Origin of the sequence: Terasakiella sp. SH-1, from assembly GCF_004564135.1 — a bacterium.
In the GTDB taxonomy this organism is placed as follows: Bacteria; Pseudomonadota; Alphaproteobacteria; order Rhodospirillales; family Terasakiellaceae; genus Terasakiella.
Window position 1 is genome coordinate 880,840 of record NZ_CP038255.1, and the last position, 26,892, is coordinate 907,731.

26 protein-coding genes are annotated in these 26,892 nt (G+C 49.1%); 13 read left to right on the forward strand and 13 right to left on the reverse strand.

What is annotated here, in order from left to right; translation table 11 throughout:
• The first annotated feature begins 163 nt into the window (after window positions 1–163).
• From E4K71_RS03995 to E4K71_RS04015, 5 genes are all read left to right on the forward strand, one after another.
• Entirely contained in the window at window positions 164–1,102 is a 939-nt protein-coding gene (locus E4K71_RS03995) for a histone deacetylase family protein (protein WP_135076915.1), read from the forward strand.
• A gap of 66 nt (window positions 1,103–1,168) precedes the next feature.
• On the forward strand, window positions 1,169–1,408 hold the full coding sequence (locus tag E4K71_RS04000; RefSeq protein ID WP_135076918.1) for an exodeoxyribonuclease VII small subunit: 240 nt from the start codon (window positions 1,169–1,171) through the stop codon (window positions 1,406–1,408).
• Between the two features lie 74 nt (window positions 1,409–1,482).
• Window positions 1,483–2,310, forward strand: a complete 828-nt coding sequence (locus E4K71_RS04005) for a polyprenyl synthetase family protein (RefSeq protein WP_135081973.1) — start codon at window positions 1,483–1,485, stop codon at window positions 2,308–2,310.
• A gap of 23 nt (window positions 2,311–2,333) precedes the next feature.
• A complete protein-coding gene (gene dxs / locus E4K71_RS04010) occupies window positions 2,334–4,256 on the forward strand; it encodes a 1-deoxy-D-xylulose-5-phosphate synthase (RefSeq protein ID WP_135076921.1) in 1,923 nt (640 codons plus the stop codon).
• Window positions 4,240–5,004, forward strand: coding sequence for a TlyA family RNA methyltransferase (locus E4K71_RS04015; protein WP_135076924.1), 765 nt, complete (start codon window positions 4,240–4,242; stop codon window positions 5,002–5,004). Before dxs ends, E4K71_RS04015 begins: the two co-directional genes overlap by 17 nt.
• Window positions 5,005–5,080: 76 nt before the next feature.
• On the opposite strand, the gene E4K71_RS04020 is transcribed toward E4K71_RS04015, so the two are convergent.
• The 4 genes from E4K71_RS04020 to fabI form a co-directional block, all read right to left on the reverse strand.
• A complete protein-coding gene (locus tag E4K71_RS04020; RefSeq protein ID WP_135076927.1) occupies window positions 5,081–6,019 on the reverse strand; it encodes a nucleoside recognition domain-containing protein in 939 nt (312 codons plus the stop codon).
• 277 nt (window positions 6,020–6,296) lie between these two features.
• Window positions 6,297–6,869: a peroxidase-related enzyme gene (locus tag E4K71_RS04025; RefSeq protein WP_135076930.1), complete on the reverse strand. Its 573-nt coding sequence runs from the start codon at window positions 6,867–6,869 to the stop codon at window positions 6,297–6,299.
• 225 nt (window positions 6,870–7,094) lie between these two features.
• Entirely contained in the window at window positions 7,095–8,168 is a 1,074-nt protein-coding gene (gene aroC, locus E4K71_RS04030) for a chorismate synthase (protein WP_135076933.1), read from the reverse strand.
• An 87-nt stretch (window positions 8,169–8,255) separates the two neighbouring features.
• Window positions 8,256–9,065, reverse strand: coding sequence for an enoyl-ACP reductase FabI (fabI, locus tag E4K71_RS04035; RefSeq protein ID WP_135076936.1), 810 nt, complete (start codon window positions 9,063–9,065; stop codon window positions 8,256–8,258).
• A 172-nt stretch (window positions 9,066–9,237) separates the two neighbouring features.
• Between fabI and E4K71_RS04040 the strand changes: the two genes are divergently transcribed.
• The 3 genes from E4K71_RS04040 to E4K71_RS04050 all read left to right on the forward strand — a co-directional run bounded on the left by E4K71_RS04040 (window position 9,238) and on the right by E4K71_RS04050 (window position 11,996).
• Window positions 9,238–10,458, forward strand: coding sequence for a YihY family inner membrane protein (locus tag E4K71_RS04040; protein ID WP_135076939.1), 1,221 nt, complete (start codon window positions 9,238–9,240; stop codon window positions 10,456–10,458).
• A 2-nt stretch (window positions 10,459–10,460) separates the two neighbouring features.
• On the forward strand, window positions 10,461–10,967 hold the full coding sequence (locus E4K71_RS04045) for a hypothetical protein (protein ID WP_135076942.1): 507 nt from the start codon (window positions 10,461–10,463) through the stop codon (window positions 10,965–10,967).
• 78 nt (window positions 10,968–11,045) lie between these two features.
• On the forward strand, window positions 11,046–11,996 hold the full coding sequence (locus tag E4K71_RS04050) for an ABC transporter substrate-binding protein (protein ID WP_135076945.1): 951 nt from the start codon (window positions 11,046–11,048) through the stop codon (window positions 11,994–11,996).
• On the opposite strand, the gene E4K71_RS04055 is transcribed toward E4K71_RS04050, so the two are convergent.
• From E4K71_RS04055 to E4K71_RS04070, 4 genes are all read right to left on the reverse strand, one after another.
• Window positions 11,983–12,438, reverse strand: a complete 456-nt coding sequence (locus E4K71_RS04055; RefSeq protein ID WP_135076948.1) for a YaiI/YqxD family protein — start codon at window positions 12,436–12,438, stop codon at window positions 11,983–11,985. The two genes, E4K71_RS04050 and E4K71_RS04055, sit on opposite strands and share 14 nt — an antisense overlap.
• Before the next feature lie 21 nt (window positions 12,439–12,459).
• Complete coding sequence (locus tag E4K71_RS04060) at window positions 12,460–13,263, reverse strand: PDZ domain-containing protein (protein ID WP_167730266.1); 804 nt, start codon at window positions 13,261–13,263, stop codon at window positions 12,460–12,462.
• A gap of 67 nt (window positions 13,264–13,330) precedes the next feature.
• A complete protein-coding gene (locus E4K71_RS04065; RefSeq protein ID WP_135076954.1) occupies window positions 13,331–14,302 on the reverse strand; it encodes a DnaJ C-terminal domain-containing protein in 972 nt (323 codons plus the stop codon).
• A 59-nt stretch (window positions 14,303–14,361) separates the two neighbouring features.
• Entirely contained in the window at window positions 14,362–14,844 is a 483-nt protein-coding gene (locus E4K71_RS04070) for an RT0821/Lpp0805 family surface protein (protein ID WP_135076957.1), read from the reverse strand.
• 133 nt (window positions 14,845–14,977) lie between these two features.
• Between E4K71_RS04070 and pdxH the strand changes: the two genes are divergently transcribed.
• Entirely contained in the window at window positions 14,978–15,520 is a 543-nt protein-coding gene (gene pdxH, locus E4K71_RS04075; RefSeq protein ID WP_135081974.1) for a pyridoxamine 5'-phosphate oxidase, read from the forward strand.
• A 19-nt stretch (window positions 15,521–15,539) separates the two neighbouring features.
• Window positions 15,540–16,454 carry a cation diffusion facilitator family transporter gene (locus E4K71_RS04080; RefSeq protein ID WP_167730268.1) on the forward strand — a complete coding sequence of 305 codons (915 nt, stop codon included), beginning with the start codon at window positions 15,540–15,542 and terminating at the stop codon, window positions 16,452–16,454.
• 255 nt (window positions 16,455–16,709) lie between these two features.
• On the opposite strand, the gene E4K71_RS04085 is transcribed toward E4K71_RS04080, so the two are convergent.
• Window positions 16,710–16,913, reverse strand: a complete 204-nt coding sequence (locus E4K71_RS04085) for a DUF2892 domain-containing protein (protein ID WP_135076960.1) — start codon at window positions 16,911–16,913, stop codon at window positions 16,710–16,712.
• A complete protein-coding gene (locus tag E4K71_RS04090; RefSeq protein WP_135076963.1) occupies window positions 16,910–17,227 on the reverse strand; it encodes a metalloregulator ArsR/SmtB family transcription factor in 318 nt (105 codons plus the stop codon). Before E4K71_RS04090 ends, E4K71_RS04085 begins: the two co-directional genes overlap by 4 nt.
• Before the next feature lie 64 nt (window positions 17,228–17,291).
• Between E4K71_RS04090 and E4K71_RS04095 the strand changes: the two genes are divergently transcribed.
• Entirely contained in the window at window positions 17,292–18,272 is a 981-nt protein-coding gene (locus E4K71_RS04095) for an efflux RND transporter periplasmic adaptor subunit (RefSeq protein WP_135076966.1), read from the forward strand.
• Window positions 18,269–21,466 carry an efflux RND transporter permease subunit gene (locus E4K71_RS04100; RefSeq protein ID WP_135076969.1) on the forward strand — a complete coding sequence of 1,066 codons (3,198 nt, stop codon included), beginning with the start codon at window positions 18,269–18,271 and terminating at the stop codon, window positions 21,464–21,466. The genes E4K71_RS04095 and E4K71_RS04100 overlap by 4 nt, the downstream gene beginning before the upstream one ends.
• Here E4K71_RS04100 and E4K71_RS04105 read toward each other — a convergent pair.
• Both E4K71_RS04105 and E4K71_RS04110 read right to left on the reverse strand, forming a co-directional pair.
• The gene (locus tag E4K71_RS04105) at window positions 21,463–23,301 is read right to left on the reverse strand and encodes a GGDEF domain-containing protein (protein ID WP_135076971.1); all 1,839 of its coding nucleotides are present in this window, start codon (window positions 23,299–23,301) and stop codon (window positions 21,463–21,465) included. The genes E4K71_RS04100 and E4K71_RS04105 overlap by 4 nt on opposite strands.
• A gap of 174 nt (window positions 23,302–23,475) precedes the next feature.
• Window positions 23,476–25,212: an alpha/beta fold hydrolase gene (locus tag E4K71_RS04110; protein WP_135076974.1), complete on the reverse strand. Its 1,737-nt coding sequence runs from the start codon at window positions 25,210–25,212 to the stop codon at window positions 23,476–23,478.
• A 95-nt stretch (window positions 25,213–25,307) separates the two neighbouring features.
• On the opposite strand from E4K71_RS04110, the gene E4K71_RS04115 reads away from it, so the two are divergent.
• On the forward strand, window positions 25,308–26,468 hold the full coding sequence (locus tag E4K71_RS04115; RefSeq protein ID WP_135076977.1) for a M20 aminoacylase family protein: 1,161 nt from the start codon (window positions 25,308–25,310) through the stop codon (window positions 26,466–26,468).
• On the opposite strand, the gene E4K71_RS04120 is transcribed toward E4K71_RS04115, so the two are convergent.
• On the reverse strand, window positions 26,465–26,869 hold the full coding sequence (locus tag E4K71_RS04120) for a DUF1465 family protein (protein ID WP_135076980.1): 405 nt from the start codon (window positions 26,867–26,869) through the stop codon (window positions 26,465–26,467). The genes E4K71_RS04115 and E4K71_RS04120 overlap by 4 nt on opposite strands.
• Window positions 26,870–26,892: the final 23 nt, after the last annotated feature.

Here is a 26,892-nt window from a genome sequence, read left to right on the forward strand (position 1 = left end):
AGCCTTGTGAAATGATATTCAGCTTTCTTGACCAAAAGGTAAAGGTTCAATTTGTAACTGTTTGTAAGCCTATGCTTAAACACGCTAAAAGAGATTTGGCTTTTGTGTTGATCTTTTCTATGATGTGCCTCACACAAAACGATAAAAAACAGTGGGGACGGTCATGGCGACATTATTACTTACGCATCCGGTGTGTCTGAAACACGATACCGGGGAACATCATCCAGAACGCCCGGCACGGCTTCGTACCATTTTGCGCCATCTTGACCGTCAGGAATTTCATTTTCTGATTCGCGATCAGGCACCGCGTGCGACCCATGCTCAACTGGAACTGGCTCATCCTACCAATTATATTGAAGCCGTTGAAAAAGCTGTCCCGACAGAAGAGGGGCATTTGAATTCCATTGACGGGGATACGATTGTGTCACCGGGCACATGGGATGCCGCCTTGCGTTCGGCTGGCGGGGCCTGTTTTGGTGTGGATGAAGTGATGGCAGGCAAGGCGCGCAATGCTTTTTGTGCCACACGTCCACCGGGGCACCATGCAGAAACATCAAAGGCCATGGGGTTTTGTTTCTTTAACAATGCGGCGATTGGAGCGATCCATGCGGTGGCGAAATATCCTGAGGTTAAAAAGGCAGCCGTGATTGATTTTGATGTGCATCACGGCAATGGCACGCAGGATATTTTTTATAATAGCCCGAACCTGTTTTATGGCTCTTCCCACCAATCACCGGGCTATCCGGAAACAGGGAAAGAAAGTGAAACCGGTGTTGCCAATAATATCTGCAATGTGGAATTGGAACCAGGTTCCAAGCCAGAAGAATTTCGCAAAGCTTATTCAGAAAAAATCCTGCCGCGCCTGCGTGAATTTAATCCGGACTTTTTGATTATTTCTGCCGGATTCGATGCGCATGCCCGTGATCCACTGGCTCATTTGCGTTTGTCCATTGATGACTTTATCTGGGTGACCGAAGAATTGCTCAAGGTGGCAAATGAGTGTTGCGAGGGCCGTGTAGTGTCTGTTTTAGAAGGCGGATATGAGGTTGATGCGCTGGCTGCCAGTGTGGCTGCCCATGTGAAAACACTCATGCATGTCTAAATGCTTGCTCTAAAGGGGGGGCGGGGCTAGACTGCGCGCCACTTTTAACGAACAGAAGATATCTTGATGTCCCAATCTGAAATCGAAAAGCTCAGCTTCGAAGAAGCGCTGGCACAGCTTGAAGAAATCGTCCGTCAGCTGGAAAGCGGTTCTGGCAAGCTTGATGATGCGATTACGGCTTATGAAAAGGGCGCATTGCTCAAACGTCATTGCGAGGCCAAACTGGCCGAAGCCAAGGCCAAGGTGGATAAAATTTCACTGGCCCCCGATGGCAGTGTGACGGCGCAGCCGACAGAAATTTCTTAAAGGTTGGGATCGCCGTGCCTGATTTAAAACTGGCCTTAAAGGCCGAAGCTGAAAGTGTCGATCAAGTCATCGATATGCTTCTGGAAGAACCAGAAGGCCCCGAAGCCCAAGTGGTGAAGGCCATGCGTTATAGTGCGCTGGGTGGCGGTAAACGGGTGCGCCCGTTCTTGGTGATGATGTCATCGCGCCTGTTTAATGTATCTGAACAAAGTGCGCTGCGCGTGGCGGCTGCCCTTGAGATGGTGCATTGTTATTCGCTGATCCATGATGATCTTCCAGCCATGGATGATGATGATCTGCGCCGTGGTCGTCCCACGTGCCATATCGAATTTGATGAAGCCACAGCTATTTTAGCAGGTGATGCGTTGCTCACCCGTGCTTTTGAAGTGTTGGCGGATGAAGAAACCCATCCCTCCCCATCTGTGCGCTGCCAATTGGTCAGTGAACTGGCCAAAGCTTCTGGCATGAACGGCATGGTCGGTGGTCAGATGATTGATCTGATGGCGGAAAAGCGTGAACTGGATATCCCTGAGATCACTCGTTTGCAGCGTTTGAAAACCGGGGCCTTGATTGTCTTTGCTTGTAAGGCCGGGGCCATTTTGGGCAAGGCGGAAGAGCTTAAACGCCATGCGCTGCGCAACTATGGTCATGATCTTGGTCTGGCGTTTCAGATCGCCGATGATCTGCTGGATGTAGAAGCCTCAGAAGAAGAAACAGGTAAAAAGGTTGGCAAGGATGCTGAACGCGGCAAAGCCACCTTTGTTTCTCTGTTAGGGGTGGAACGTGCGCGCGAACAAGCCCATATTCTTTCAGAACAGGCGTGCAAACATCTGGATGTTTTTGACAGCAAAACAGAATTATTGCGCGCCATGGCCCAATATGTGGTAAATCGCCGTAGTTAAGAAAAAAGACATATAAATTAGGAATACGTAACGTGTCTGACACCCCATTACTTGATAACGTCAATTCACCTGCTGATCTAAAGTCACTGGATCTGGAGCAGCTCAAGCAGCTTAATGATGAATTGCGCAGTGATGTGGTTCGCATTGTCTCGCGCACAGGCGGGCATCTAGGGGCGAGCCTTGGGGTCAATGAACTGACATTGGCGTTGCATTATGTGTTTAACACCCCAGATGACAAGATCATCTGGGATGTGGGCCATCAATGTTATCCACATAAGGTGCTGACCGGACGTCGCGAGGACATGAAAGGCTTGCGCCAAGCTGGTGGCCTGTCCGGTTTTACCAAACGCACGGAAAGTGACTATGACCCCTTTGGCGCAGGTCACAGTTCGACCTCTATTTCTGCGGGGCTGGGCATGGCGGTGGCACGCGACCTCAAAGGTGCAGACAACCATGTTGTTGCGGTCATTGGTGATGGTTCCATCACCGCAGGCATGGCTTATGAGGCCATGAACAATGCCGGTGCGCTGGATAGCCGCTTGATCGTGATTTTAAACGATAATGACATGTCCATTGCCCCACCTGTGGGCGCCATGAGCTATTACCTGTCAGAACTATTGACCAGCACGACGTTGAAGTCTTTCCGTCACAGTGCCAAGGATATCGTCAATAAACTGCCGCAATCCATTGCCCAGACGGTGAAGGGTGCAGAAAGTGCCGCGCGCAAGATGGTGACAGGTGGCAGCAATATCTTTAGTGATCTCGGCTTTTATTATGTTGGCCCCATTGATGGGCATAATCTGGAATATCTGATTTCGGTTTTGGAAAACCTGCGTGACGATAAAGATCCGGGTCCGGTTTTGCTGCATATCAAAACGCAAAAAGGCCATGGCTATGAACCTGCGGAAAAATCCGCTGATAAATACCATGGGGTGTCCAAGTTTGATGTGGTGACAGGCAAGCAGCAAAAAGCCAAATCCAATGCGCCAAGTTATACAGGCGTGTTTGCCAAGGCCCTGGTGAAAGAGGCCGAATGTGATGACAAGATCGTTGGCATCACGGCAGCCATGCCGTCTGGTACAGGTTTGGATGTGTTTGCCGATCGCTTCCCTGATCGTATGTTTGATGTGGGGATTGCTGAACAACATGCCGTGACTTTTGCGGCCGGTATGGCGACAGAAGGCTATAAGCCGTTTTGTGCGCTTTATTCCACTTTCTTGCAACGCGGATATGATCAGCTGGTTCATGATGCGGTGTTGCAACATTTGCCCGTGCGTTTTGCCATTGATCGCGCAGGTCTGGTGGGGGCTGATGGCCCAACCCATGCCGGGACCTTTGATATCGCCTTTTTGGCGTGCTTGCCCGATATCGTCGTCATGGCCCCATCGGATGAGGCCGAATTGATGCATATGGTTGCGACCTCCGCAGCCATTGATGATCGTTCAAGCGCGTTTCGTTATCCGCGTGGCGAAGGTGTGGGGGTGGAACTACCGGAAAAAGGCAGCGTCCTTGAAATCGGCAAGGGTCGCATTGTGAAAGAAGGCGGCAAGGTGGCGATCCTGTCTTATGGCACGCGCCTGAAAGAAGCGCTGTTAGCGGCCGAAAAGCTGGAAGCTTTGGGTTTACCAACAACTGTGGCGGATGCGCGTTTTGCTAAACCGATTGATGAGGCATTGACCAAGCAATTGGCGCAAAACCATGAAGTGCTGATTACGGTGGAAGAAGGTTGCGTTGGCGGCTTTGGTTCCCAAGTCACGCAATATCTCATGAATGAAGGTCTGTTGGATGGCAATTTGAAAATGCGTTGTCTGACCATGGCTGATGCCTTCATTGATCATGGGGATGTCTATGCCCAATATGAAGCCGCAGGTATCAATGCCTCCGGTATGGTGGGAGCTGTTTTAAAAGCACTGGGACGCTCGGTTAAAGATGCCCAACACGCCTAAGAAAAAAGTCGCCAAGCTGCGCCTGGACCAATTGCTGGTGGACCGTGGCCTTGTGGAAAGCAAGACTCGCGCCCAAGCCATGATCATGGCAGGCAATGTCTATTCTGATACCAAACGTATGGATAAGGCAGGCCAGAAGGTCGCCGAAGATATCCCCATTGAGCTGAAAGGTCAGGATCATCCGTGGGTGTCGCGCGGCGGACTTAAGCTGGTGAAAGGCTTGGATGAATTTGATATTGATGTCACTGATTTTATCGGCATTGATGTGGGGTCCTCCACCGGGGGCTTTACCGATGTGCTACTGACCCGCGGTGCAGCCAAAGTCTACAGTGTTGATGTGGGCCATGGCCAGTTGGCGTGGAAGTTGCGATCTGATGATCGTGTTGTGGTCATGGAACGCACCAATGCGCGTCACCTTGATGAAGACATGATCCCTGATCCCATTGATATCGTGGTCTGTGATGCCAGTTTCATCGGCTTGCAAACTGTTTTACCTGCGGCCATGGATCGGGTGAAAGACGGCGGTTATCTCTGTGCCTTGATCAAACCGCAGTTTGAGGTCGGTAAGGGTCGTGTGGGTAAAGGCGGTGTGGTGCGCGAACCGGAACTGCATCAGGAAGTCTGCGGTAAGATCGAAGGCTGGCTCAATGAGTTGCCCAATTGGTCCGTCCTCGGCCTGACCCAAAGCCCGATCAAGGGGCCGGAAGGCAATATCGAATTTCTGATTTGTGCCCGTAAGGAAGCATAGATAAATGTCATCCTCGCGTACGCGGGGATCTCTATGATCAGAAAGGTCCCCGCATTCGCGAGGACGACAAACTGTGTTACAACAACACCCAATGCAGAACGGTACGTAGTGCAATGGCAATAGCACCACCCAGTAGCGCAGGCTTTAACACTTCAGCCACGCGCGGGCCTGCGGAAATGAGTACAGCGATACCTGCCACATCATAGGGGCTGATGAGAAAACCGGCGAGGCGGTTAAATTCATCAATGCTCATCAGGTCCTGATCAAGGAAGTCTTTCATCACCCCCATCATGGCCGTACCGCCTGCAATGACTTTAGTGATTGCTGCCATAATGAAGCTACCGGGCAGGTCAAGCTGGTTTAGCGCTGGGGTGAGGAGATCTTCCAGTAATCCCATAAATCCACTGGCACGCATGAGGGCGACAAAGACAAGGGCGAGCACCAACATGGGGATGGCCCCGACGGTGATTTTAAGGGCTTCGGCCCCGGCCTTATTGATGACGTCCAGAATTCCTTTGGGGCCATCGGCATCCTTGTGTTTGACCGTCATTTCATTTTCGTCATCACGGTCCGGTAGGTTTTTGGCAAAGATATGATAGGTAAAGGCCGCGCCGATCAGGCCACAAAGCGCGGAAATCCCCATGGTGACAGGGGCGTTTAGACCAAGGGCGGCCATGGGAAAAACCACATTGGCTTGGGCCATACCCAAAACCATGGCAAGGGTTGCAGCAATATGACGTCGTGGGGAACCACCACGATCCATCATGGCGAGTGTTGCCATGGGGGCGGCAAAACTGACAAATAGCACTTGGATCATGGCAAAAACCCCAAGGCCGGGCAGGCCAAAGGGGCGTAAAAGTGGGGCAACCAGATCGACTAATTTATCCAGAATGCCTTTGGCTTCAAGCAAACGCATGAAGCTGAGCATCACAATCATCACAGGTAAGAGAACAAATAGGGCAAGTTCAACACCTGCACGTCCAGCATGGAGAATGATAGTGGCAAATTCAGTCATGGTCTGGGGCCTAAGTTTAAGAGGGCGCCTCTTTTAACAGAAATAAATTTTCAGGCAAAAGAAAAACCGTCCCGGGCGTGGGGGTAGGAACAGGGGGGGGGAAGTCGCCCGAGACGGTAGGAAACGTGGCTGTCTCAATCTTTTTAAAAGCGTTAACGTTCTTAATAAGATCTCATCAACTTAGTGAGAACAATTATTAATCGGATAAAACACACCTGTCAACATAAATTATAATAATTATAAACTGATAAAGTGTAGGGTTATTATCCTTTGGTTATCAACGCGATAGATTGTGGTACTCAGGGTTTGGAATCATATCCGTACCATGGGCCATACGGTTGGTGTAATTGAAGAAGGCTGTTACATCACAAATGTCAAGGATAGCGCTTTCACTCCAGCCCACATTGCGCAGGGCGTCACGGTCTGCATCGCTGATATCATGCGGGGTGTCGGTCAGTTTCCAGGCGAAATCCAGCATGGCGCGTTGTTTGTCATCCAGTTCAGCTACGCGGTAGTTAATCACCATCATTTCCCCAAGTTGCGGATCACCAGACAGTTCACGCACAGCCTGACCATGGGCCACAAGGCAGTAGTAACAACGGTTACAGCTTGAGACCACAACAGCAATCAGTTCGCGTTCCAGTTTGCTCAGCTCACTCTCGCCCAGCATCAATTCATTATAGAATCGGGTAAAAGTGCGGAATTTATTTTGGTTGAAGGTGAAGGCTTTCAGCACATTGGGCACCATGCCGAGCTTTTCATTACAGACATCAAGATAGCCCTTAACATCGTCTTCCAGTGTAGATTCGTCAGGTAGGTCGAATTTTACGATATGGTTAGGTTGTGGCATGAAATCCTCCGTTCATTAATGTTCGTTATGCAAACAATAAATAACGTATTTGTATGACAAATAAAAGAGGTAAATGAAAAAAAGTTGAAGTAGGATAGAAAGGTTTTTTATTTCAATGATCTAGGCGCAGTTATTCATCATGCCCAACTTGATTGGGAATCCAGTTTCGTTATAGAAAATGCTCTGGATGCCCGATCAAGCCGGGCATGACGATTCAGCTTTTACTTAACCCTGTTGGGCGCGGTTCAGCATCATGTGATCAGCCAGGACGCACGCCATCATGGCTTCGGCCACAGGTACGCCGCGAATCCCAACACAAGGGTCATGGCGACCTTTTGTGATCAGGTCACATTCATTGCCTTGTGTATCAATGGTTTTGCGTTCCACCAGAATGGAGCTGGTCGGTTTGATGGCGACGCGCACGACAATATCTTGACCGCTGGAAATCCCGCCGAGGATACCGCCAGCATGGTTGGACAGGAAGACAGGCTTGCCGTCTTCGCCCATGCGAATCTCATCGGCATTATCGACGCCGCTGAGGGCTGCGGTGTCAAAACCATCGCCGATTTCAACGCCTTTAACCGCGTTGATGGACATCATGGCCTTGGCAAGGTCTGCATCCAGCTTGTCATAAACCGGCTGGCCCCAGCCCACAGGAACACCTTTGGCAACGATTTCCAGTACAGCACCGATGGAAGAACCATCTTTGCGGATTTCATCTAGATAATCTTCCCATTCTTTGGCGACAACAGGGTCAGGGCAGAAAAACGGATTGTTATCAATTTCACCCCAGTCAAAACGGGAACGATCAATCTTGTGCGGGCCAACCTGAACCAGATAGCCTTTGATATCAATGCCATCACCTAGCACTTTACGTGCAATGGCACCCGCAGCCACACGCATGGCCGTTTCACGCGCACTGGATCGCCCACCACCGCGATAATCGCGAATGCCGTATTTTTGCCAATAGGTATAATCGGCATGGCCGGGGCGGAATTTATCTTTGATGTCACCGTAATCTTTGGAACGTTGGTCCTGATTGATAATTTCCAGACCAATGGGGGTGCCTGTGGTGACGCCTTCAAACACACCGGAAAGGATACGCACTTCGTCCGGTTCTTTTCGCTGTGTGGTAAAGCGGCTTGTTCCGGGTTTCCGTTTTTCCAGCCAAAACTGGATATCTTCTTCTTTCAGCGGAATTTGCGAAGGCACCCCATCGACAATACAGCCAATGGCCGGACCATGACTTTCCCCAAAAGTAGTGAAGCTGAAAACGTGACCGAAACGATTACCGGACATATTCTTTCCTCGTCATCCCCAACTTGATTGGGGACCTTTTAAAAGCAGGCACGAGGTCCCCGCTTATGCGAGGACCACGATGATTATTTAAGATGTGGCGATATCTGGTGCATCAACGGCTTTCATACCAACCGTATGGAAACCAGAATCCACATGATGGGTTTCCCCAGTCACACCAGATGATAGCGGAGAAAGCAGGTACAGGCCACTGCCGCCCACATCTTCCATGGTGGTGTTGCGGCGAAGCGGGGAGTTCAGCTCGTTCCATTTCAGGATATAGCGGAAATCACCAATGCCGGAGGCAGCCAGTGTTTTCATCGGACCCGCAGACATGGCATTGACACGAATGCCGTCTTTACCCAGATCTTCGGCCAGATAGCGAACAGACGCTTCAAGGGCTGCTTTTGCCACACCCATGACGTTGTAATGGGGGATGACACGTTCTGCACCGTAATATGTCAGCGTCAGCATGGAACCGCCTTCATTCATCATGGCAGCTGCGCGTTTGGCAACAGCTGTGAAGGAGAAGCAGGAAATATCCATGGTTTGCAGGAAGTTCTCGCGCGAACAATCCACATAACGCCCTTTCAACTCGGACTTGTCAGAATAAGCAATCCCATGGAGGATAAAATCAATTTTACCCCATTTTTCTTCCAACGTGTTAAAAACCGCATCAATACTGTCTTGATCGGTCACATCACAAGGCAGAACGATATCGGAACCGATGGATTCAGCCAGTGGCTCCACACGTTTTTTCAACGCATCACCCTGATAGGTAAAAGCCAGTTCTGCACCTTGTTCTTTCAGTGCCTGTGTAATGCCCCATGCGATCGAACGATCGTTGGCAACGCCCATGATCAGACCTTTTTTACCAGCCATAATTCCAGCGGCAGTCATGTCATCCTCACTTCATAGTCTTATTCTAAACTCACCAGATTTGAAGCCTTTTTGCCTTTTTTCAAAGAAGGCTTCAATATTTCTTTGAACTTTGTATAGGATATTATCAACAAAGGTGAAAGAATTCTCTCCTCACAATTTTAAAGTTTTTGGTAACAGTCGGTAACAAAACATGGATCAGGCAGAAAAAAAGACCTTCGACAAGGAAGCCATCGCAGAAATCTGGAAACTGGTTTTACGCCGTTTTGGTGAAGATCAATGCCTGCGCATTGCCGCTTCGCTCAGTTACACATCGCTTTTATCGCTGGTCCCGCTTATGGCGATCAGCTTTGCGATTTTTGCGGCTTTTCCTGCTTTTGAAGGGGTGCAGCAACAGCTTCAATCCTATGTGTTTGAAAATTTTGTGCCCGCTGCTGGTGATGCGGTGTCGCAATATCTGAAATCCTTTACTGAAAAAACGGGTGGCATGACCACCATCGGGATCGTTGGTCTGGGTGTCACGGCCATCATGTTGCTTGCCACCATTGAGGATGCCTTAAATCGAATCTTTAGGGTGCGTGAGAAACGCCCCTTTGTTTCACGCCTGTTGATGTTTTGGGCGTTGTTGACACTCGGCCCGCTGTTGATGGGGGCAAGTTTGTCGCTGTCCACTTATTTTTACGCCCTGGCCAATTGGGTTAATGTGGATCAGATGGGCGGGATTAATGTTTCTGCCTTTGCCAGTGTGATCTTGCCCAATGTCATGGTGATGGCGGCGCTGACTTTCTTTTATATATTTGTGCCTAACCGCACGATCTCAAAACGAAACGGGCTGATCGGCGGGGTGGCAGCAGGGGCCGTCTTTGCGGTTTTGAAAACTCTGTTCGGCTTGTATGTCTCTCATTTTCCATCCTATCAAGCCATTTATGGTGTGCTGGCGACCATTCCTATTTTCTTGATCTGGATGTATCTGGCCTGGGCGGTTGTGTTGATGGGGGCCTTGTTGACGGCAACCTTAGAAGACTGGGGCCATACGGCCTTTCGTGAAGGCAAGTTGATTACACCGGCAGACCGGCTGGCCGCTGCCCTTCATGCGTTGCGTCTGTTAAAGGAACAACATGGTAAGGGGGGACCGCTGGCTGATACCATTCTTAATCAGGAATTGGGCACTCATGTGGCTTCTGAGGTCATGAAAGCGCTGAATAAGGCAGGGTTTGTGGCCCTGACAGGGGAAGATAAATGGGTACTGGCCCGTGATCTGACACAGGCAGAACTCGCTGAGCTTCATCAGGTTCTAGGGCTTGAATTAACAGATGCGCAATATGGGCATGGCAAGACGGCGCAGGCGATTAACGAAGCGGAACAGGCCCGCCTGAAAGCCATGCAAAAGGCATTGTCCGAGGTGATTGATTAGTCATGGCTATTGGCAAACAGATCATTGTAAATGACAAGATGCAGCAGGGGTATTGTTACGCGTTGGTTGCCCCTATGGGAGAAGATTTTGCGGATGGCTTTAGCCCGTATTACAGCCCGAAGGAAATGCTCCAGATGGGTGTGTTTGAAGGGAAGTACCTCAATGATTGTCGTGATGAATTTCCTGCGGACTGGTTTGAAGGGGTAAAGCTGAGTGAAACACCAGATGTCTCTTTAAACTATTTTGGCGTGAAGAGCCGTCAGCCCTTATCTGTTTGGCAGGAAAAGGGCTGGATTTATGGCCCGGACCCAAGAGGCTGGTTTCAATGGTATTGTCGCTATTATATGGGACGCCGTTTGCCTGAAATAGATGAGAAACAGATTAAACGCTGGCGCAGCTTTGCTCGTCATAGCGCACAGGTGCGCAAAAATTGTGAGCCGGGAAATGTGTTTTGTCGTCCCCGTCAAAGGCAAGGTTTGCTACAATGGGCGTATGATCCATTAATTTAAAATTATTCTAGAAACCATTGCATAACTATCAGAAAACATTAAAATATAGCTTTATCTTTGTGCGTTTTACTATCGGTGATGAAGTTTCTTTCCATACTCTTTTTAAGTGTTGTGTTCCTTTTGTCCATGATCGGGCAGGGGCGTGCGCTAGAGGCTGTTTCCTTAAAGCTTCAGTGGTTGGACCAATTCCAGTTTGCCGGATATTATATGGCAAAGGAAAAGGGCTTTTATCAAAACGCCGGTCTGGATGTTGAGATTATTCCTTTTACATTTGGGTCTTCCAATGTCGTGGAAGATGTTGTTTTGGGGAAGGCAACTTATGGAACGGGACGTTCTTCCCTTTTGGCAGCACGTTATCAGGGATTACCCGTTGTTGCATTGGCGGCTGTTTTTCAGGAGACACCATCTGTCTTATTGACACGAACAGATACTGGAATTGAAAATATTTCTGATTTGATTGGACGTCGTATTATGATCACGCCAGATGAGCTGGGGGCAGCTGCGACGATGGGAATGTTGGCTTCTCAGGGGTTACGGGCCTTTGATATCGTGCGCATTAAGCACAGCTATAATCTGGATGACCTGATTAACAAAAATACAGATGCTATGGCTTGTTATGTTTCTAACGAACCATTTGTCCTGAAAGAAAAAGGTGTGGCTTTTAACAGTTTTGCTCCTAGCCAATATGGTCAGAATTATTATGGTGATTTGCTGTTTACCTCTGAATCTGAGGCTAAGTCTCATCCAAAGCGGGTGGCGGCATTTAAAAAGGCATCGTTGCAGGGCTGGGCTTATGCCTTTAACCATATTGAAGAGACGGCCCGCTTGATTAAGGCAAAATATAACGGGCAGGATAAGTCGATTGAAAGCCTGATTTTTGAAGGCCGGGAATTGAAAAAGCTGGCCTATAAAAAAGGTGTGCCTTTAGGGAATATCAGCACAGAACGTTTTCAGGAAATTGCCCGGCTTTACTATGACCTTGGGGTCTTATCTGAGATTAAGCCCATTGATGGGTTTATTTGGGATTGAAGCTTTTCTGAACCAGTGTGTCCAGATTGCTTAAAAATTTGGAACGATCGCTTTTGGAAAAGCTTTTGCCTGATCCACCTTCAATTTCCCCAATATCACGTAAATGGGTCATTAGATCACGAGAGGCAAGGGCCATCCCGATACTGTCTTCGGTAAATTCCTGACCATTGTGATTGATGACAGCAGCCCCCTTTTTAATGCAGCGCGCAGCCAGTGGAATATCCCCGGTAATACAGATATCATCTGCATTAATATGCTCGGCAATCCAGTTATCGGCTTCATCGGGGCCTTCGGGGGCCAGCTGCATATGGATGAGAGGGCTTTGGGGCAGGCGCAGCCACTGATTTGCGACAAAGTGGACGGGGGTGTTGTGACGGGCAACCACTTTTAAAGTTTCGTCTTTAACCGGACAAGCATCCGCATCCACATAGATTTTGCTCATATTACAGCCCTTTTCTCTAAATCACATCATTGGTTTATGCCGTTCGTCAATATCCATATAAAGTGTGTACACATTTCCGTCGCGCCAAAACGTTACAGGAACTTTATTTTTTCCAGGTAATGTGTTTGCAATAGATCTAAAATGTTTTGCATCTTTGATTTTTATATCATCAACAGAAATGAGAATATCATCTTTGAATAGATTGGCGTTAAAGGCGGAAGAGTCTTTAAACACAACAGCGATGACAGCGCCAAAATTACTGCTGGTTGCTTTGCGTTGTTCAGTTTTTAGATTGCTGACAAGAACGCCAAAGCCACCAGGGGTGCGTTTTACGAAAAAGAGGGCCTCTTGTTCATATTTTTTTATGTAATTTGGGATCCAGGTTGTCGTTGTACCATAAGTTGTTGATGTTCCAGAAAAGAATGTCGTTCCGCTTGAGTAGGCATTGTTGACTCTTCCTGAATGATAGGTTGTTTGGGTGTCTGGTGTTGTTAGGGCGAACGAGCGGTCCTCTGTTCCGGTATATTTTTTGATAAAGAGAACTCTAGCCGCTTGTAACTTCTGAGCAACGCTTTGGATATGAGCATTTGTTGCGGCTTCGCCGTTAAAGGAGGAGCTTCCAACGTACAAATAGCCTTCTTCCATGAGGCTATCTAGCTTTTCTTTGGCGCCTTCATGTTTTGAGAGAATAATCTCAGCAGGGCCTGTGTGGGGAATAAAGTCTGATAGGGCAGGGCTGTTTGGACTCGCCTTATAAAATTTTTCAACACTATTTACGCAGGCTGACAAGCTGAACAATAAAGTGAAAATTGCAATGTAACGCATAAAGGGTACCTTCAACTGATTTTGTTGAAGGAGTATAGTATGCGTATTATGTTCTTTAAAGTGTATTTTAGCTTTTCTTTGCACGGACGCTGTAGGGTTTGCGTTCGGCCCATTGTTTGACAAACTCGGCAAATTCCTTGTCGGACTTTTCCGGTAGCATGACACGCAGTTTGACATATTGGTCGCCGCGTTTACCGTCTTTGGATTTAATGCCTTTTCCACGCAGGCGCAGGGTTGTGCCGGAGTTGGCATGTTCCGGGACCTTGACATTTACAGGGCCGTCAATGGTTGGAGCTTCGATCTTGGCCCCCATAATGGCTTCGGGAACGGTGACGGGCAAATCCAGATGAACATCATTGCCTTTGCGTGAGAACATCGGGTCTGGCTTGATGTGGATTTCCACCATGGCATCCCCGCTGGGCGCACCGTTTAAGCCCGGCATACCTTGACCTTTTAAGCGCAGGGACTGACCGTCTTCAAAGCCGGGGGGGACATTGACATTCAATTTCTTACCTGTGGGCAGGCGGACTTCTTTTTTGCAGCCGCGTGCGGCTTCACTGAAATCAAGTTCCAGCCAGCAATTAACCGTTGCGCCTTTTTGTTGGGGATGGGTTTCATCGCCAAAGCCGCCGCTGAAGTTGGAATTAAAGCCACCAAAGCCGCCGCCAAATCCGGAAAACGGATCATCATCTTTTTGCCCGCCACCACGGGCTTGATTGGCAAAATCCTTGAAAATATCGTGAAAGCTTGCGCCATCGCCAAATCCGCTGGTGGAGCTGCGGCGTTGGCCGCGAAAACCACCAGAACGGAATGTGGGATTACCATCGGCATCAATTTGCCCCCGGTCAAACTGTGCACGTTTATCTTCGTCTGAGAGAAGCTGATAGGCCGCTTGAATCCCTTTAAAACGCTCTTCCGCCTTACTGTCGCCTTGGTGCAGATCAGGGTGATTCTGACGGGCAAGTTTACGGTAGGCCGATTTGATCTCATCTTGAGATGCGTTTTTACTGAGTCCGAGGACGGCGTATGGGTCTCTCATGTTTTCAACAAAATCCTAATTATAGAAATCTTGGCGCATAAATAGTCGCCTTCGCAGGATTAGTCAACGGTGCGCCATGTGCCATCGGGGCGGCGACAGGCTGTGCCTGAGATGGTTTCCAGCTGTCCGTCAATGGTAACGGTACTGCTATATTCACGACAAGGTTCTGTGCGTGCGGGTTCGTAATAGGTTTTGGTCGGTGTGACGCTGCCATAATTACCGCTATCGGGGTTTGACCAGCTGGAGGTTTCGCCAACGGGTTTGTTTTCCAGTGCTTCCTGTGTGGTGCGTTCCATTTTCATTTTATCCAGCTCGTCCATGGAGCGGCCAATGGAACTGCCCAGCCAGGCACCAGCCAGAGTGCCCAAGGCAACGCCAACTGTATTTCCTTTTCCCTTACCCATGTTGGAGCCAATAACCGCACCGGCAGCGGCCCCTAAAATTGTCCCGAGGGTCTCTTTAGGGTTGTCTTCCATGGTGGTTTGACAGGCTGCCAGCATGGAAAGGGCACCAAGGGCACATGCAAATTTTGACATAGACATGACGAAAGACCTTTCGTGTGGGTTGACAAATGCGTAACAAGAAGCGAACTCTACTTATATCGCTTATTTACAATTTTAAGACAGGTTTGTCGTGACGCAAAGCCCTAATCCCATTTCTTTATTCCATGAATGGATGAAAGAAGCCGAAGAAAGTGAAATCAATGACCCAAACGCCATGTCTTTGGCAACGGCGACAAAAGACGGTGTGCCATCGGTTCGCATGGTGTTGTTGAAAGGTGCAGATGAAGACGGGTTTGTCTTTTATACAAATCTGGGAAGCCGCAAGGCCGAAGAATTGTTGGAAAACCCCCATGCCGCCCTGTGTCTGCATTGGAAATCCTTGCGCAAACAGGTGCGTGTGGAAGGGGCGATTGAACCCGTGAGTGAGGCAGAGGCAGATGAGTATTTCCACAGCCGCGCCCGCGTCAGCCGCATTGGTGCCTGGGCGTCCAAACAGTCACAGGAAATGGAAGGGCGTTGGGAGCTGGAAAAACGGGTGGCGGAATTTACCGCAAAGTTCGGTATTGGCGATATCCCCCGTCCTGAATTTTGGTCCGGTTTTCGCTTGAAGCCACGGGCGATTGAGTTTTGGAGTGACCAAAAGTTCCGTCTTCATGATCGAGTCGTCTATAGCCAGCTTGATGGGGACTGGGTGACAAAACGCCTTTTCCCATAAATTCAAAAGGTAGGTTGTGATGAATATAACGCAGGAAGAGCTGAACAAGCCCAGACTCATGCGTGCGGCGACCTATGCCTCTGTGAGTGTCGCGGTGGTTTTGATTGGGGTAAAAATCTTTGCCTGGCTGGCAACGGATTCTGTCAGTTTACTCTCAACCTTGGTGGACTCTATTCTGGATGCCGGGGCGTCACTGGTGAATTTAATCGCTGTCCATTATGCCTTACAGCCAGCTGATCGCGACCACCGTTTTGGTCATGGTAAGGCAGAGCCTTTGGCGGGTTTGTTGCAATCCGGTTTTATTTTTGCATCTGCTTTGTTTTTGATTTTTGAAACGGGCAAACGCTTTTTGGCCCCTCAGCCCATTGAAAACAGTACGATGGGAATTAGTGTCATGGGGATTTCCATTGCCTTGACCATTGCGTTGGTCACGTTTCAAAAATATGTGGTGCGCAAAACCCAGTCTGTGGCTGTAAATGCAGACTCATTGCATTATACCACCGATATTTTGGTCAATGTCGGGGTCATTGTGGCCCTGATTGTGACAAGCTTGACGGACTGGTTGTGGTTTGATCCGCTTATTGCTGGGGTGATTGCGCTTTATATCTTGTGGTCTGTGCGTGCCATTGCCATGGATGCCATGGATTTATTGATGGATCACGAGTTTCCTGACCATGAACGTGCGACCATTAAAAATGCGGTAATGTCTGTGAAGCAGGTCAAAGGCTTACATGATTTACGGACCCGTTCCAGTGGGCCGCATAAATTCATCCAGCTCCATCTGGTTTTGGATGGGGATTTAACGTTGCGCGACAGTCATGCCATTTCTGATGAGGTAGAAGCATTGCTGCGTCAGCTTTACCCGGATGCAGAGATCCTGATCCATGAAGACCCGGATGATATTGTTGAAGATATCCCGGAATTTGAGAAATAAAGTTTTTCTATTTTATGAGTTTACGCCCTAAAACGTCATCCTCGCGTATGCGGGGATCTTTGTGACCCCCATAGATTTCCGATCAAGTCGGGAATGACGAATTGGGTGGTTGATTGAGCAATCTTTTATGTTTAGGGCAATAAAAAAGCGCACCAACCGACAGGTTTGAGGGGATCGGTTGATGCGCTTAGAGCGTGAACGCTCCACACCCGAACTTGGGAGGGGCCCCGTCGGGAATTTGGTATCTTTGGAAGCTTAGCTGAAAGCTTCGCCCGGCTTTGCACCCAGCTTTTTCAGGATGGTCGCCAGTGGGCAGAACCCTGTAAATGCCGCCTGAAACATATTGGCACCGACAAAAGCAGTCAGCCACCAGAAGTTCGGGTGAACGAAGAAGGTCAGGGCCAGAGACAGCAGAATCATTGCGCCAGCAAAAGCCATTACGATACGGTCAATACTCATGAGTTTTCCTTCAAGTCCAGTGTCGGGCAATAGAGCCCATAAAGGGTTTCAATCAATTTCTCCACTTCACCAGAAGTCAGAGAATAAAAAATCATTTGCGATTCCCGCCGGGTTGTGACCAGACCTTGAGAACGCAGTTTGGCAAGATGTTGCGATAAAGCTGATTGTTTTAAACCAACAAGGTCTTCCAGCTCTCCGACTGACTTTTCACCGTTGCCAAGTTGGCATAAGATCATCAGACGTCGTTCATTCCCCATCATTTTGAGGAGTTCGGATGCTGCAAGTGCCTTATCTGCAAAATCTTTAATATTCATAGTTGCTAATTTAGCTGTGAATGATACTATTGTCAATACGAATAATTCTAATTGGAGCCTTCCCATGAATTTGCGCCGCTTTGCCTTGCTTTCTTCGCTGGTCCTTTTTCAACCTGCTTTGCTTCAGGCTCAGGAGGTCTTTCCCGTACGGCTTCAGATGATTGAAGATAAAAAAGCGGTGCTGGCGACCGTGCAAACCGTTGACTTGACCCCGGCGCGTGCCCGTATTGGCGGAACAGTTGTGGAACTGTTGGTCGATGAAGGCAGTGCGGTGAAAGATGGTGAAGTCATCGCCCGCATTAAGGATGAAAAGCTCCAACTGGAAAAACAAGCGGTGGAAGCACGCATTGCTTCCTTGCAGGCAGAACGCAAGCTGGCCAAGATTGCTTTGGATCGGGCGCAGCGTTTGCGCAAAAGTGGGGCGGGGTCTCAAGCCAAGCTGGATGAAGCCCGCACCAATCTGGATGTGGTGGTGAAAAACCTGACGGCCATGGAAAATGAACGTGGCCTTGTTTTACAGCGTGAACGCGAAGGTGCAGTTCTGTCTCCGGCCAAGGGCCGGGTGATCAGTGTGAAAGTCACCAGCGGGGTGGTGGTGATGCCGGGTGAAGCCATTGCGACGATTGCGGATCAAACCTATATCCTGCGTATCGAAGTGCCTGAACGCCATGCCCGGTTTATTCAGCACGGTGATACGGTGCAGGTTGGTGAACGTGGCACAGGAAACGGGATGGAAACGCTGCGCACTGGGAATGTGCGACAAGTGTATCCCGCCATGCAAAATGGCCGTGTTATTGCAGATGTTGAGGTTTCAGGGTTGGGAGATTTCTTTATTGGGGAACGTATCCGCGTGTTTGTCTCTACGGGCAAACGCGAAACTTATTTGGTGCCCCAAGATTATGTCTACAGCCGTTATGGGCTTCATTATGTGCGCTTAAAAGATAATCGTGAAGTGGTGGTCCAGCCCGGTCGTTTGATGGATGGAAAGTATGAGATCCTTTCCGGTTTACGTAGCGGAGATCAGTTGATTGGGGGTGGCTCATGAAACTCGGTATTTCAGGGGCAATTACCAAAGCCTTTATTACATCGCCATTAACACCTTTACTCTTACTGGCCTCCCTTGTTGTGGGAACGGTGGCACTTGTGATGCTACCACGTGAAGAAGAACCGCAAATTTCGGTGCCGATGGTCGATATCCTGGTGTCTGCCAATGGGTTGAAAGCCGCCGATGCCGTGGAATTGGTGACAGAACCGCTGGAAGATATCGTTAAAGGTATTGATGCGGTGGAACATGTCTATTCCCAGACACAGGATGATTATGTGGTCGTGACCGCACGTTTTCTGGTGGGAACCAGTGAAGATGATGCGATTTTGCGTGTCCATGAAAATATGCGGGCCAATGCAGCCAAGTTGCCCCATGGGGTCGCTGAACCTTTGATCGTTGGGCGTGGCATCAATGATGTGGCGATTGTGACGTTGACCTTATCACCTACGCAAGAGGCGTTGGCGCGTTGGGATGACAATGCTCTTTATGCTGTGGCCGATGAATTACAACATGAGTTGGTCAAGGTGAACAATGTGGGCTTGAGCTATATTGTTGGCGGACGCGCCGACCAAATTCGTGTGGAGCCGGACCCGGAAAAACTGGCTCTTTATGGGATTGCGCTCAATCAGCTGGTGGATAAGATCGAACACGCCAACCGATCTTTTATGATTGGTCGTTTGCGCGAACAAAACCGCTCGCTTCCAGTTGTGGCGGGGCAAACCTTGCAAGGGATGCCGGATGTCGGTTTGTTGCTGCTGACCTCTCATGATGGTCGTCCGGTTTATGTGAAAGATGTTGCCCATGTGATTGTTGGGGCCAAGCCGGAAGAAAAACGTGTCTGGCAAATGGAAAAGGCAGAAGGGGGCGCATTGGTGCGTAAGCCTGCTGTGACACTGGCTTTGGCAAAACGCCAAGGGGCCAATGCGGTTTTTGTTGCAGAAGATATCCTGACCCGCCTGGAAATGGTGAAAGGTAAGCTTTTACCAGAAGGTGTGCAGGTTGATGTCACCCGTAATTATGGGGAAACAGCGACGGAAAAAGCAGATGAGCTGCTTTTCCACCTTGGGCTTGCGACGGTTTCCATCGTTATTTTGATTTATTTTACGGTAGGCTGGCGTGAGTCTGTGGTGGTTGCCGTGGTGATCCCGACAACCATTTTGCTCACGCTGTTTGCGTCTTACCTGATGGGCTATACCATCAACCGGGTCAGCCTGTTTGCCTTGATCTTCTCTATCGGGATTTTGGTGGATGATGCCATCGTGGTGGTGGAAAACATCGTGCGCCATTGGAATATGAAAGATGGTCGCCCACCGCTACAAGCTGCGATTGAAGGGGTGGCCGAAGTCGGCAATCCGACCATTATTGCCACGCTGACCATTGTGGCAGCCTTGTTACCCATGATGTTTGTGTCCGGCCTGATGGGACCGTATATGAGCCCGATCCCGGCCAATGCGTCTGCCGCCATGTTGTTTTCTTTCTTTGTCGCAGTGATCATTACGCCGTGGTTGTTGATGCTGTTGCGCGGGCGCATGTTGGAAGAAGAGGGTGGTCATCATGAGGAAAGTGATGGCGGCAAGATGGGGCGTTTTTATGAACGTTTTGCCCGTCCGGTCATCGCTGATCGCAGCAAGTCAAAAAAGTTCCTGACCATTGTTGGTGTGGCGACCATTGTTTCTTGTGGCTTATTCTATACCAAAAGCGTAACCGTCAAGTTGTTGCCTTTTGATAATAAATCTGAAATTCAAGTTGTCGTGGACCTGCCTGAAGGGGCAAGTCTGGAAGCAACGGAACGTGTGTCGATGGAGGTGGCAAACAGGCTGAAAGATATTCCGGAACTGATGAATATGCAGGCGTATGTCGGGACGTCCATGCCGTTTAATTTCAATGGTCTGGTGCGTCATTATTACCTGCGTGACAAGCCGGAATATGCCGATGTACAGCTTAACCTGTTACCCAAACATGAACGTGATCGTGAAAGTCATGAAATTGCGCTGGAAGTGCGTGAATTGCTAAAAACGGTTGAGGCCCCTGAAGGAACCTCAATTAAAGTGGTGGAAGTCCCGCCAGGGCCACCCGTTATGGCGACCTTGCTGACAGAAGTTTATGGCCCGGATGCCGATAGTCGGCGTGAGGCTGCGGCAAAACTGCGCAAGGTGTTTGAAGAGATCGACTTTATTGTTGATGTCGATGATAGTTTCGGCAGCCCATCGGAGCGCCTGCGTCTTGAAATTGATCAGCAGCGCCTTGAATTCCATGGGGTCGAACAAGAAGCGGTTTATGACACATTAGGGGCACTTCTCGGCGGGGTGAAAGTTGGATATTCCCATCGGGGGAGTGGCGCGGACCCCATGGAAATTATGGTGCGTTTGCCCAAAGAAGACCTGCATATGTCCGAACGCCTGCTTTCCACCCCGGTTCCGGGCCTGAAAGGCAATGTGGAACTGGGCGAAGTGGTGAATTTAGTGCGTGAACAGGCTTCCCATCCGATCTTTCGTCGTGATGGTTATGCCGCAGAAATGGTCACGGCAGAATTGGCTGGGCGTTATGAAGCGCCGATCTATGGTATGTTTGCGGTGGAAGATGCCCTTCAAAATGTCGATTGGGGGGCTGCTGGCATGCCTGCGCTGAAATATCATGGTCAGCCGCTTGATGAAAGCCATGTGACCTATCTCTGGGATGGGGAATGGGAAATCACTTATGTGACGTTCCGCGATATGGGGGCGGCCTTTGGTGTGGCGATTTTGGCGATCTACTTGCTGGTGGTCGGTCAGTTTGGGAGCTTTAAATTGCCTTTGGTGATTTTGGTGCCCGTGCCCTTGACTTTAATCGGGATTGTGCTGGGGCACTGGATGTTTTCAGCGCCCTTTACCGCGACCTCCATGATTGGCTTCATTGCCTTGGCCGGGATTATTGTGCGTAATTCCATCTTGTTGGTGGATTTCATCCGCCAGCGCCAAGGCGAAGGTCGTGCGATCCGCGATGTGTTGTTGGAAGCTGGGATGATCCGCTTTAAGCCGATTTTCCTGACAGCGGCCGCCGCCATGATTGGTGCCGCCTTTATTCTGGCCGATCCGATCTTTCAGGGGTTGGCGATTTCATTGGTCTTTGGCCTGTTTTCATCCACAGCCCTGACGTTGCTGGTGATCCCGGCTATTTATGTGGTCTTGCGCGATGATGGCAAGGAAATGAGCTAAAGGCGTGTAACCGGGGCGGGTGCGCAATCCAGATATTGTGCATATTGGTTAATTCCCATGGGCGCTGCATAAAGAAAACCTTGGCCGAAGTCACATCCTAAATCCCTGAGGATGTCGGCTTCGGCTTCATATTCAATGCCTTCTGCCACCACATGACAGCCGAAATCATGAAACAGCTTGATCAGAGATGTTGCAATGTTGCGGTTGTCACGGGAATGATGAATGTTGGTGATAAAGCTGCGATCAATTTTGATGGTATCAAACTGCACTTGTTTGAGGTAAGACAGCGATGAATAACCTGTGCCAAAATCATCAAGGGCCAGGGCAAAACCTTCACGTCTGAGCTGTTTCAGGTTTTCCAGACTGACGCGATCTTCATCCAGAAATGTACTTTCGGTGACTTCAATTTCAAACTGCTGGGGCAGGGTCCCGCATTTTTGGATACGGTCCACCAGTTGATTGACATAATTGGGGTTTCTCAGTTCTGTCACGCTGGCATTAATGGCAAGGACATGATTACTTTCCCCAAAACTTTTAATCAGGTTGAGGTCTTCACAGATGTTATCCTGAACCTGTTGGCCCAGTTCTGTGATCATCCCGGTCCGTTCTGCAATGGGGATAAAATGAGACGGCGGAATAAAGGAGCCAAATTGATCCTGCCAGCGCACGAGTACTTCACCTGTTGTGGTTCTGTGGTTTTGTAGATTGACCTTGGGCTGATAGTGATTGACCAGCCGGTGGTCCAGCAGGGCGGTTTTGAGCTTCTTTTTCAGGCGAATATGGTTGATATATTCAGCACCGATCATTTCATTATAGGTGATAAAACCCGCATTTGAGGTTTCTTTGGCCTTGAACAAGGCAATATCACACTTGCGAATAAGGCTTTTGACTTTCTTGCCATGTTGGGGGTAAAGGGCAGCACCGATTGAAATGTCCAGTGTGAGAAGGTCTGTTCCAACCGGGAGGTTGATTTTAAGGTATTTGGTCAGCTGGTCAGTGGTTTGCGTCATATCTTCCTGTGTATAGATATGACGGGCAATGATGAATTCGTTGCTGGCGGTACGTCCAATCAAGGCGTCAGGCAGGGCGCGTGTGAGGTGCAGGGCCAGTGATTTAAGTGTTTCATCGCCCATTTCATGACCGTGAATGTCATTAATATGGCGAAAGCCCCGAATATCCAGTAAGGCGAGAAAGAGGGGGGTATCTTCTTGTTGGGTGATTTTCTTTTTCAATTCTGAAATAAAATAAGTCGCATTGGCCAGCCCGGTCAGTTGATCATTGCGCATGGCCTCAAACAGCTTCATTTCCGCCATGCGGCGATTATGGTCAATCAGGAAAAGAGAGGTAAAGTTGGCAATGGATTCTGCAAAATAGATTTCTTCCAGCGCCCAGCGATGGGGAACATCATATTCACAGCAGATGATGCCCGATGTTTGTGCATCAATTTGAATGCCTGCGCACAGTTGGGCACACATATGTTGTTCAAAAAACTGGACGGGGGGCGTGGCACGCCGGGACATGGTGCTGCAATTATCAATCGCATGGATGAAGTCCTGATCAAGTTGTTTGATCAGTTCTTCAAGGTCACAACGTTTGAAATCTGCATGGGTTTTGTGGGTGGAACTCAGGCAGGTCCATTGTTCTGATGTGTCCTTGTTGCAGGCCCAAATACCGATACGGGCTTGCGGGAAGGTTTCTTCCAGCGTTTTAATAATATCGTTCATTGCCCCATAAAGATCACCGCATAAAACGGAAGGGCTGCGTGAGAGGTTTCGCAAAGCTTGCATATGGTTATACAGTGTGGCGTCGTTTCGGCGTTCAGTTTGGCGATGCATGCTCAATTTCTCCTCAAAATTCCCCAATCCGAGCTGGTCGCTTTTTTATGGTTTAGAGTCTATGTTGTGCCCCAACCAGAGAGTTCAAGAGATGATTTCGTACTAAAGTATAAAAAAAGTCCTTGCAGTTTCCCGCAAGGACTTAATGTTGAAATCAAAGAGGCTGTAAGCAGCTTATTCTTCAAAGACATAGGTGCCTGGTGCCGCACAAATTGGGTCGTAATCGCCTTTTGTTGTGCCCATGCTTGGCGGGTTAACCTTGCCTGAGGAATTATCCACCAGCCATTTTTGCCATGGTTCCCACCAGGACCCTTCAACGACAGGCTGCTTTTCCGCCCATTCCTGAGGCGGGACAAATTTGTCATTATCCAGTTTGGTGGCAATTTGATAGTGACGGCGCGGGTGGCCCGGCTCGTTGACAATCCCAGCGTTATGACCACCATTTGTCAGAACAAAGGTCACATCTGTATCGACAAGCTGGTGAATTTTATAAACAGATTTCCATGGGGCCACATGGTCTTTACCCGTGGCAACAGCAAAGATTGGTGTACGGATATCGGAAACGGCAATGGGTTTACCACCCACTTCAAAACGACCGGCAGACAAGTCGTTATTCAGGAATAGACGGCGCAGATATTCCGTATGCATTTTATAAGGCATGCGGGTGGCATCGGCATTCCAGCTCATCAGGTCATTCACACGTGGTTGTTCACCCAGCAGATATTCAGATACCATCTTGGACCAAACCAAGTCAAAAGAACGCAGCAATTGGAAAGCCCCGGACATTTGCTTGGTATCCAGATAGCCCTGATCCCACATCATGTCTTCCATGTAGGAAATTTGGCTTTCATCAATAAACAGCATCAATTCACCAGCTTCGGAAAAATCCGTTTGTGTGGTGAAAAGCGTGATGGTTTTGAAACGCTCGTCATTATCACGAGCCATAGCAGCAGCGGCAATCGTCAGCAGGGTACCGCCAAGACAGTAACCCACACCGTGGACTTTTTGATCCGGTACAATGGTTGTGACGGCTTTTAAGGATTCCATCACCCCTTGCTTAACGTAATCTTCCATATTGAGATCACGGTCTTTTTCCGTCGGGTTGTGCCAGGAAATCATGAAGACTGTATGGCCCTGATCGACCAGATATTTGACCAGTGAGTTATATTGAGAAAGATCAAGGATGTAATATTTCATGATCCAGGCCGGAACGATCAGGATTGGTTCAGCATCCACCTTTTTGGTTGTTGGCTCATACTGGATCAACTCAACTAAGCGATTGCGATAGACCACCTTACCTTCGGTACAGGCAATATTGTCACCAACCTGAAATTCACTTTCTGCCGCATTATGTTCATCGGTGATGTTGCGCATGACTTCATTCCAGAAGTTTTCCGCCCCTTTCACCAGATTTTGCCCGCCTTGTTCCATAGTTGTCTTGAGAACTTGCGGGTTTGTCGCAAAGAAGTTGGTCGGGGAAATGATATCCAGCCATTGACGTGCGCCAAAAGAGACCATGCTTTCGTGGTGCTTGGAGACACCGGGAATGCCCATGGTCGCGTAATGCCACCATTGTTCTTTCAGCAGGAAGCCTTGTGCAATAACGTTAAAGGGGAACTGCTTCCATTCTTCTGCACGGAAACGACGGTCTTCCGGTAGAGGCTGGATAAAATCGGGAATATCCGGGTCCATGGTTGCACGCGCTGCCCAGATGTTGAAATCCATCGTTTTGCGGGCAAAGTTTTCAGACATTTCACCGATTTTGCCGGGTGAATGTGCCATATGAACCAGCCAGTCAAAATAAGCCACCATAATGGAAGCTGGGGACAGGCCGTTTGTCATACGCCCTTCAACCGCGTGAATAGCGCGATCAATGCTTGTCTTTACGTTTGGAACGGACATGCGTGTCATGGTAAAAAATACTCCACGGAGATTATTATCTTTTTGCGTTGCAGCATAATATAGACGTATAGCACATTTTCGGCAATTGATTAGGGTCATTTTTCATGAAAATTTCACAGGCACACTCTCTTGTTCAGGAGATGACAAACTGGCGTCGCCATTTACATCAATATCCGGAAACGGCTTTTGAAGAAATTTTAACGCAGGAATTTGTGGCAGCACGCCTGAAAGAGTTTGGGTTGGAGGTTTATGAAGGGCTGGCGAAAACGGGCATTGTCGCCACATTGAGAAATGGGGAGGGCGGCGCAATTGCCTTGCGGGCTGACATGGATGCGCTGGATATGGTGGAACAGTCCAATGTGCCACATTGTTCGCGTCATGACGGCAAAATGCATGGGTGTGGTCACGATGGCCATATGGCGATGTTGCTGGGCGCGGCCAAATACCTATCTGAAAATAAAGAAACCTTTTCAGGCACAGTTCATTTTGTTTTTCAACCTGCTGAGGAAAATCAGGGCGGTGGCCGTGTGATGGTTGAAGAAGGTTTATTTGAAAAATTTCCTGCGGATGCTGTATTTGGGATGCATAACTGGCCGGAGCTACCTGCGGGTACCATGGCGATGAAGCCGGGGCCGTTGATGGCAGCTTGTGATGCGATGGAAGTGCGGATTAAAGGGGTGGGGTGTCATGGGGCAATGCCGCATTTGGGCATTGATCCTGTTGTTGTTGCCAGTGAGCTGGTTTTAGCCTTGCAAACCATTTCCAGCCGTGTGGTCAACCCGCAAGATGCTGTTGTTGTATCCATCACTCAAATCAATGGTGGTCATACCTGGAATGTGATCCCGCAAGAGGTTGTTCTACGAGGAACCATTCGTTCCTTTGACACTGGTGTTCAGGCCAAACTGGAAGAAACCATTAATCGCATTACCAAGGGTGTATGTTTGACCCATGGGGCGAGCTATGAGCTGGATTATATTGCGGGGTATCCTGCAACTGTGAATGATGCTTCTCAAACCGAAGTCGCCAAAAGGGCCGCCTTAAAGGTGGTCGGGCAAAACCATGTGATTACGGACCCAACCCCGAGCATGGGGGCCGAAGATTTTGCCTATATGCTTCAGGCCAAGCCGGGCTGTTATGTCTGGTTGGGAACAGGGGGCATACCGGGGGGCTGTCTTCTACATAATCCGGGTTTTGATTTTAATGATGATGTGTTGCATATTGGCGCAAGTTATTGGGTGAGTCTGGTCGAGGAAATTTTAGGTTAATGTTTCCTCAACATGCCCTCGATGCGGCTGGCACGCATGAAAAGTTCCCAGCTTCTTTTGCGTAGGCTTTGCAGGGCCTGGGGGCAGCATTTGATGTTGTCGCATGCTGGTTCGGTGCAAATCGTTTCATCTGCCAAAGGTGGATTTAGGTCAAGGAAGTCCTGACGGGTAATTTCATGGTTTAAAATGGCTTTTTCACTCATCAGCCAGGAAACCATGTGGGACAGGCGCGAGGTCACACGCAAGGACTCTTTGGTCAATGTAAGGCGCTCATCAGGGACAAGGTGACTGACTTGTTGCTGGAAGCAATAGGCATGATATTGTTCTGCTTCAATGAGAAGGGAGAGTGTCTCATCAAAGGTTTTTTCCAGCCAGAAAACAGTGGTACCCGTTTTCCCCATTGATCACCTTTCGCCATGTTAAA